Annotated in this window: 5 protein-coding genes; 3 read left to right on the plus strand and 2 right to left on the minus strand. The window is 77.3% G+C overall.

All coding sequences use genetic code 11. From position 1 onward, the window contains the following. The 3 genes from ABD317_RS33180 to ABD317_RS33190 form a co-directional block, all read left to right on the plus strand. A partial coding sequence (locus ABD317_RS33180) for an IucA/IucC family protein (RefSeq protein WP_344294961.1) occupies positions 1 to 1,272 on the plus strand: 1,272 nt, incomplete at its 5' end. Further along, positions 1,272 to 3,047 carry an IucA/IucC family protein gene (locus ABD317_RS33185; RefSeq protein ID WP_344294963.1) on the plus strand — a complete coding sequence of 592 codons (1,776 nt, stop codon included), beginning with the start codon at positions 1,272 to 1,274 and terminating at the stop codon, positions 3,045 to 3,047. The genes ABD317_RS33180 and ABD317_RS33185, both read left to right, overlap by 1 nt. Next, entirely contained in the window at positions 3,044 to 4,273 is a 1,230-nt protein-coding gene (locus tag ABD317_RS33190) for a type III PLP-dependent enzyme domain-containing protein (protein WP_344294965.1), read from the plus strand. The genes ABD317_RS33185 and ABD317_RS33190 overlap by 4 nt, the downstream gene beginning before the upstream one ends. Before the next feature lie 34 nt (positions 4,274 to 4,307). Here the strand turns inward: ABD317_RS33190 and ABD317_RS33195 are convergent, their stop codons facing one another. Beyond that, complete coding sequence (locus tag ABD317_RS33195; RefSeq protein ID WP_344294967.1) at positions 4,308 to 4,523, minus strand: glycoside hydrolase family 47 protein; 216 nt, start codon at positions 4,521 to 4,523, stop codon at positions 4,308 to 4,310. Next, a complete protein-coding gene (locus ABD317_RS33200; RefSeq protein WP_344294969.1) occupies positions 4,472 to 5,230 on the minus strand; it encodes a glycoside hydrolase family 47 protein in 759 nt (252 codons plus the stop codon). Before ABD317_RS33200 ends, ABD317_RS33195 begins: the two co-directional genes overlap by 52 nt. Positions 5,231 to 5,257 lie beyond the last annotated feature (27 nt).

Here is a 5,257-nt window from a genome sequence, read left to right on the forward strand (position 1 = left end):
GCCGCGCCGGTCCCGCCCGCCGCCTGGCCCGCGCCCTCCGGCCTCGGCCTGCTGGCCGCGCTCGGCCGCACCCATCTCGCCCTGCCCGTCCACCCGCTGACCCTCGGCGGCCCCCTGGACGCCGCGCTGCGGGACGCCGGGCTCGCCGGCCGGGCGGCGCTCGCCCCCGTGCCGTACCTCGACGTGGTGCCGACGCTGTCGATGCGTACCGTCGCCGCGGCCGCAGACCCGCGGCTGCATCTGAAGCTGCCGCTGGCCACCGCCACCCTCGGGCTGCGCAACCGGCGCACCGTCAAGCCCGCCACCCTCGCCGACGGCGCGACCGTCCAGCGGCTGCTGGCGGCCGTCGTCCGGCGCGAGCCGCGCTTCCGCGACAGCGTGCTGCACGCCGACGAGACCGCGTACGCGCACGCCGGCCACGAACTGCTCGCGGTGCTGTGCCGCCGCCAGCCCGCCGGGCTCGACGACGCCCTCGTCGTCCCCCTGGCCGCCCTCCTGGCCCCCGCCCCCGACGGCCGGCTCGTCGTGGACCACCTCGCCGGCCGCTGCCACGGCGGCGACCCCCTCGCCCTCCTCGACGGCCTGTTCACCCTCCTCTTCGGCTTCCAGACCACGCTCTTCGGCTACGGCATCGCGCTGGAGTCCCACCAGCAGAACGTCTCGCTCGTCCTCGACCCGCCCGACCGCACCGCGGACGGCCGCCCCCGCATCCGGCTGCTGTTCAAGGACGACGACGGCCCCCGCATCCACCACGCCCGGCTGCGCGCGGCCCTCGGCCCCGACGCGCCGGGCCCCGGCGACTTCGCCGACCCGCGGACCCTGTGCGACGGCGACGGGCCCGTGGCCGACGTCTTCGCCACGATCACCGTCCACCTGTGCGCCGGCGCCTACGCGTTCGGCCTCGCCCGGCACGGCCGCGCCCCGCTCGCAGCGCTGCTCGGCCTCGTACGCGACCGCCTCGCCGAAGCCGTCGAACGGCTCGGCACCGCCCCCGGCGAGCCCGGCGCCGTGCTGCGCGCGCACGTCCTGCACGCCCGCCGGCTGCCGGTGAAGGCCATGGTCACCGCCGGGACGCTCATGTCCAAGGAGCGCTCGGGGGCGGCCGACGTCAACAAGCACTACACCACCGGCCCGAACTATCTCCGCGACCTGCCCGCACCCGCGCCGCCGCCCGACGCCGCCCCGTACCCGACCGCGCCGTACCCGACCGACCCGCCCACGACCTCCCCGACCCCGACCGTGCCCCCACCCCGCCCCGGCTGGAACCGTTGATGCCCCTCACCGCCTCACCCGCGACCGCGCCCGCACCCTCCTCCGCCGCACCCTCCCGGCCGCCCACCGCCGACGACGCCGTGGCGCACACCCTGCTCAACTGCCTGCTCCGCGAGGTCTGCGGACCCGAGGGCGCGGCCACCGTCGATGACGGCCGGCTGCTGCTGCGGCTGTCCCGCCGCGGCGTGCTGCTGCGCGTGGCGCTGCGCCGTACCTCGCTGCTGGGCGCGCACCGCTTCCGCGGGCCGGTCGCCGAGCGGCGCGACGGCGCCTGGGTGCACGTGGGGTGGCGGCGGCTGGCCGAACACGTGCAGGACGAGCTGGCGGCGCGTACCGGCGTGCGCAACGACGAGTTCCTGGCGCAGGTCGTCTCCAGCCACCGGGGTACGCGGGCCGCACTGGCCGCCGCGCGGAAGCGGGCGGCGCCCGCGGACGGCGCCGGGCCGCTGGCCGCGTACCTCGACTCCGAGCAGTCCCTGCCCCTCGGCCACCGCTTCCACCCCACGCCCAAGGCCCGCGACGGCGGCGCGGCCGCCTGGTCCGCCTACGCCCCCGAGGCCCGGGCCGCCTTCCCGCTGCGCCATCTCGCCGTACGCGCCCACCTGACCGCCGAGGAGACCGCCGGACCCGGCGCCGCCGCCCCGCTGGACCGGCTCCGCCCGGTCCCCGACGGCTACCGGCTGCTGCCCGTCCACCCCTGGCAGTACGAACTCCTCGCCGGCCACCCGGCGCTGCGCGCCGCCCTCGACCGCGGCGACGTGCTCGACCTCGGCACCGGCGGCCCGCCGTGCACCCCGACCGCCTCCGTGCGCACGCTGCACACGGGGGCCGGGTTCCTGAAGTTCAGCCTCAACGTGCGCATCACCAACTGCGTGCGCAAGAACTCCCGCTACGAGCTGGCCGGCGCGGTCGCGCTGACCCGGCTGCTGCGCCCCGTGCTCACCGCCCTCGCCGCCCGCCACCCCGCCGCCGCCCTGCTGCGCGAGCCGGCGTACCGCAGCCTGGCGCTCCCCGGCCCGGCCGGCGCACCGGACCCGGCGCTGCTCGAAGGCTTCGGGGTGATCGTCCGCGAGGGGCTGTCCGGCGTGCTGCACCCCGGCGCGACCCCGCTGCTCGCCGGCGCGGTCGCGGACGAGTACCCGACGGGCCCGGCGCACGTCTCCCGACTGCCCGCCGCGGCACGGCCGGAGTCGGCGCTCGACTGGTGGTCGGCGTATCTGGAGCTGCTCGTCCCGCCCGTCCTCGCCGCCTACTTCGACCACGGCGTGGTGCTGGAGCCGCACCTGCAGAACGTGCTGCTGTGCGTCGACGCCGACGGCATGCCCGCGCAGGTGGTCTTCCGCGACCTGGAGGGCGCCAAGCTGCTGCCCGAGCGGCACGCCGACGCCCTCGCCGCGCTGCCGCCGCAGGTGGCGGGGCCGATGACGTACGACGCGACGCGCGGCTGGCACCGGGTGGTGTACTGCCTGCTGGTCAACCACGTCGCCGACCTGCTCGCCGCGCTCGCCGACCTGCACCCGCAGGCCGAGGCGGCGCTGTGGGCGCGGGTGCGCGGCGTGCTGCTCGGCTGCGCCCGCGACCTCGGCGACCCGCCCCGGCTGCACGCCCTGCTCCGCGGGGCGCCGCTGCCCGCCAAGGCCAACCTGCTGACCCGCTGGGGCCGCCGCGCGGACCGCCAGGCGGGCTACGTCCACCTGCCGAACCCGCTCGCCGCCCCCGGCACCGCCCCCGACGCTGCCACCGGGCCCGACTCGACCCGCCGGAGCGCCCGTTGACCGCGCCGACGCCCGCCGTGCTGGACCTCCTCGGCTCCTTCGCGCCCGACCAGCTGCCCGCGTACGTCTACGACCTGGCGGCCCTGCGCACCCACGCGGCGGCGGTCCGGGCCGCGCTGCCGGCGCCCGTCGAGCTGTACTACGCCGCCAAGGCCAACCCCGAACCGCCGCTCCTGGCCGCCCTCGCGCCGTACGTCGACGGCTACGAGGTCTCCTCCGGCGGCGAACTCGCCCACGTCGCCGCCGCCGTGCCCGGGCGCCGGCTCGCCTTCGGCGCCCCCGGCAAGACGCCCGCGGAGCTGGCCGCGGCCCGCGCGGCGGGCGTGCACCGGGTGCACGTCGAGAGCCTGCACGAGCTGCGCATGCTCGGAGAGCGCACGGCGGCCCCCGGCCCGGGCGGCGGCGACTCCCGCACGGACGTTCTGCTGCGCGTCAACCTGCCCGTCGCCGACGGCTCGCTGACGGGCAGCTCCCTGGCCATGGGCGGCCGCCCCGCCCCCTTCGGCCTCGACCCCGCGGACGCGGCGGAGGGCGCGGGGCTGCTCGCCGGCGGCGCGTACCCGCGGCTGCGGCTGCGCGGCTTCCACGCGCACCTCGCCAGCGGGCTGGAGGCGCCGCGGCTGCTGGGTGTGGCGCGCTCGGTGGTGGCCGGGGCGCTGCGGCTCGCGGACCGCGCGGGGCTCGGCACCCGCGGCCTGGAGGTGAACGTCGGCGGCGGCATGGCCGTCGACTACGCCGCCCCGGAGGCCCGGTTCGACTGGCACACGTACGGCGCGGGGCTGGGCCGGCTGGCCGCCGGGTACCCCGGGCTGACGCTGCGCGTCGAGCCCGGCCGGGCGCTGACCGCGTACTGCGGCTGGTACGCCACCGAGGTGCTGGACGTCAAGCGCAGCCACGGCGAGGAGTTCGCCGTCGTCCGCGGCGGCACCCACCATCTGCGCACCCCGGCCACCAAGGGCCACGACCAGCCCTGCACCGTCCACCCCGCGCCGCGCCCCTGGCCGCACCCCTGGCCGCGGCCGGCGGCGCGCGGGTCGGAGGTCACGGTCGCCGGGCAGCTGTGCACGCCGAAGGACGTGCTGGCGCGGGGTGTCCGGGCGGCGGGGCTGCGGGCCGGGGACCTGGTGGTGTTCTCGCTGGCGGGCGCGTACGCCTGGAACATCTCGCACCACGGCTTCCTCATGCACCCGCACCCCGGCTTCCACTTCCTCGACGGCCCCGGCTGACGGACGGCGGGCGCGGCGGGCCCGGCCCGTGCGCTCACCTGCGGCGGGGAAGGCCGCGCAGGATCTTGCCCTCGGTCGGTAGCACGTAGTCCCGGCCGTCGAAGCGGCGGGTGCGCGCGAACATCAGGTACAGGTACGTGAAGTTCTCCGCGAAGGCGTATGCGGGGAAGAGGTCGCCCCGGCGCATCGGGGAGGTCGTCACGTCCTCCAGGATCGTGTACCCGCCGGGGACGCGGGCGTGGGTCCGCATGCCCTCGAAGTACCGCCACGGCGGTGCGGCGGTAGAAGTCGTCGCCGGTCAGCCAGTACAGGTCGAAGGCGCCGTTGACGTACTCGGGCCGGAACTGGTTGCCGGGCGAGGTCACGGTCATGGTGCCGTAGTCGATCTCCTCGGGCAGCACGGGCCAGCGCCGCAGGACGGACTCCCACGAGCGGTGGTACGCCTCGCCGAGCCGGCGGTCGCCGCCCTTGGCGACCAGCCCGCCCCAGAACGACGCCAGCTCGGACTGGCGGCGGCCGGTGGTCTCGCCGGTGGCGAAGTCGGCCTGGCGGTACCAGACGTGGCCGTCCCACTCCTCCACCAGGTGCTCGGTCACGGCCCCGTTGAGCAGCCGCCACCGTGCGCAGGTTGGCGCGGGTGTACGGCATGCCGGTGGGCGACTTGGTGAACGCGGGCAGCAGCCGGTCGGTGACGTCGACGCACAGGTCGAGCAGCGACCGCCGGCCGGTGACGAGGTGGCCGGCGAGCAGCCCGCCGACGACGCGGATGATCGACTCGAAGACGTGGAAGTCGGCGTCGATGTCGAAGTCGAGGTTCCGCTCCAGCCAGTCGGCGGACTCGCGGAGGTCGTCGTCCAGCTCCATCACGTACAGCGTGTCGAGGGCCTCGATGACCGACAGGCCCACGGGGTGGCCCTCGGCGAAGAACTCGCGCGCGGTGCCGGAGACGGGACGCACCTCGTCGTGCCCCCACGCGGCGGCGCG

The organism is Streptomyces synnematoformans (genome assembly GCF_039531005.1).
GTDB lineage: Bacteria > Actinomycetota > Actinomycetes > Streptomycetales > Streptomycetaceae > Streptomyces > Streptomyces synnematoformans.

Bases quoted from the DNA above. Each gene is read 5' to 3' on its own strand.
- ABD317_RS33185 (WP_344294963.1), top strand. From the start codon at position 1,272: ATGCCCCTCACCGCCTCACCCGCGACCGCGCCCGCACCCTCCTCCGCC.
- ABD317_RS33195 (WP_344294967.1), bottom strand. From the start codon at position 4,523: ATGCGGACCCACGCCCGCGTCCCCGGCGGGTACACGATCCTGGAGGAC.